Below are 2,431 nucleotides of genomic sequence, written 5' to 3'. Positions count from 1 at the left end.
CCCAGGGCCGTCTTCTGCTCGAAGGGCTGGAAGAAGAACGGGATCGACATCGACGCGCGGACCGCGTCCACGATCGGGTAGCTGTCGATGGCCGCGATCTGCCGGGTCGGATCACCCTGATCCTTGCCGCTCAGAAGGTAGTAGGGCAGGTCCCAGGGAAGCCGGACCAGGGCGCCGCGGCTCAGGTCCGAGGTGTGGGTGACCAGCCGATAGCGCTGGTACGGGGCCAGGCCGGTGCCCTCGTCCCCGGTGATCTTGAGGTCAGCGAAAGTGCGGATGCCCAGCGGCTCCAGCTTCGAGGTGAGCCACGCCTGGACGTAGGAGCTGGCGTATAGGCCCTGGTGGCTCAGCAGCGCGGTGGCGTTCCCGAGTAGGCCCAGGTGCTTCTCGGCCCAGGTCTTCTGCATGAACTGGGTGTAGTCCAGCTCGGCCATGTCCGTCTGAAGCTGGGTGAGCGGGACTTTCTTGACCTGGTATGCGGCGATAAGGGCGGCCACAATGGCGCCGGCCGACGTGCCTCCGATCCGGGGGAAGACAAAACCCGCCTCATGCAGGGTCAGGACGGCCCCGACCAGGCCGATCCCCTTGACTCCCCCGCCCTCGAGAACGAGATCCGCGCCCGGCCCGGCCTGCGCTCGCTCTTCCAGTGTCTTGCCACGACTCGCCCGACCGCCCGCCTTCGCCATGCCTGCCTCCGTGATTTCCCGGTAACCCGTGAGGATGTGACCTAAGTACAGGCCGAAGTTCCGCGCGCTGTCCAGCGAATGCCGCTTTCCGGCGCCGGGATGAGGGTCCTGGTCACGGGCAGATCGACGGATCCCCGAGGCCCGCGACCGTTGACACGCATGGCTGATTGTCGTATCAATAAGACATGACATCTATTTTGTCTCACGAGCCTCGCTTCCAGCTCGCCAACGCCGAGACCTGGCGCAACCCGTGGCCGATGTACCGCGCACTGCGCGATCACGATCCGGTGCACCACGTCGTACCGGTGCACAGGCCTGCGGACGACTATTACGTGCTGACCCGGCACGCCGACATCTGGGCCGCGGCGCGTGACCACGAGACGTTCTCCTCCGCCAAGGGATTGACCGTCAACTACGGCGATCTGGAAATGATTGGGCTGAAGGACAATCCGCCGTTCGTGATGCAAGATCCACCGGCGCACACCGAGTTCCGCAAGCTGGTGTCACGCGGATTCACGCCGCGCCAGGTCGAGGCGGTGGAGCCCAAGGTACGCGAGTTCGTCGTCGAGCGCATCGAGCGACTGCGGGCGAACGGTGGTGGCGACATCGTCGCCGAATTGTTCAAGCCGCTGCCGTCGATGGTGGTCGCGCACTATCTCGGAGTGCCCGAGGAGGATTGGACACAGTTCGACGGCTGGACCCAGGCGATTGTGGCGGCCAACACCGCCGACGGCGGCGTTGCCGGCGCATTGGAAACCGTCGGCGACGCGGTCGGGTCGATGATGGCCTACTTCACCCAGCTGATCGAGCGGCGCCGAACCGATCCCGAGGACGACACCATCTCCCACCTGGTCACCGCTGGGGTCGGCGCCGACGGCGACATCGCCGGGGTCCTATCGATATTGGGCTTCACGTTCACCATGGTCACCGGCGGTAACGACACCGTGACCGGGATGCTCGGCGGGTCGATGCCGCTACTCCACCAGCGGCCTGATCAGCGAGAGTTGTTGGTGGACAACCTCGAAGGCATCCCGGACGCCGTCGACGAGTTCTTGCGGCTCACCTCACCGGCGCAGGCCTTGGCCCGTACCGTCACCTGCGACGTGACGATCGGCGACACCACCGTGCCGGCCGGCCGCCGAGTGTTGCTGGTCTACGGCTCGGGAAACCGTGACGAGCGCCAATACGGGCCGGACGCAGGCGAACTCGACGTCACCCGCTGCCCGCGCAACATCCTGACATTCAGCCACGGCGCACACCATTGCCTGGGTGCAGCCGCGGCCCGCATGCAGTCGCGGGTAGCACTGAGCGAATTGCTTTCGCGTTGCCCTGATTTCGAGGTCGACGAGACAGGCATCGTCTGGGCCGGCGGCAGCTATGTGCGACGTCCGCTATCGGTCCCGCTCCAGGTCACGTCGTAGATGGCGGCCAACGACTGGCTCGCCGAACGTCGCACCGAGGTGGCGGCCGATCGCATCCTGGATGCCGCCGAGGAGTTGTTCACCCGTCACGATCCCGGTTCGGTGGGCATGAACGAGATCGCCAAGGCCGCAGGATGTTCCCGCGCGACGCTGTACCGCTATTTCGAGAACCGTGAGGCGTTGCGCACTGCCTACGTGGCCCGCGAAACCCATCGGCTCTCCGAGTCGATCGACGTCGACGACATCGAGGACCCGCGGGAGCGGCTGGTCGCGGGCATCGTCACCACGCTTCGCCTGGTCCGCGAAAGCCCCTCGCTCTCAGCC

General features: G+C 65.9%; 3 protein-coding genes. 2 read left to right on the top strand and 1 reads right to left on the bottom strand.

Annotated elements, in window-relative coordinates; genetic code table 11:
* On the bottom strand, positions 1-686 hold a 686-nt coding region (locus WAN02_RS18235), incomplete at its 3' end, for a patatin-like phospholipase family protein (RefSeq protein WP_422265652.1).
* 185 nt (positions 687-871) lie between these two features.
* On the opposite strand from WAN02_RS18235, the gene WAN02_RS18230 reads away from it, so the two are divergent.
* A complete protein-coding gene (locus WAN02_RS18230) occupies positions 872-2,107 on the top strand; it encodes a cytochrome P450 (protein ID WP_422265651.1) in 1,236 nt (411 codons plus the stop codon).
* Positions 2,108-2,431: TetR/AcrR family transcriptional regulator (locus WAN02_RS18225; RefSeq protein ID WP_422265650.1), on the top strand; the 324-nt coding region annotated here is incomplete at its 3' end.

The sequence above is a fragment of the Mycobacterium sp. genome (genome assembly GCF_049281135.1).
GTDB lineage: Bacteria > Actinomycetota > Actinomycetes > Mycobacteriales > Mycobacteriaceae > Mycobacterium.
The sequence above is the reverse complement of the archived record's forward strand: the minus strand, read 5'-3'. Positions and strand labels throughout refer to the sequence as shown.

Excerpts from the sequence above, each read along its gene's own strand:
- WAN02_RS18230 (WP_422265651.1), top strand. The coding sequence starts at position 872 with ATGACATCTATTTTGTCTCACGAGCCTCGCTTCCAGCTCGCCAACGCC.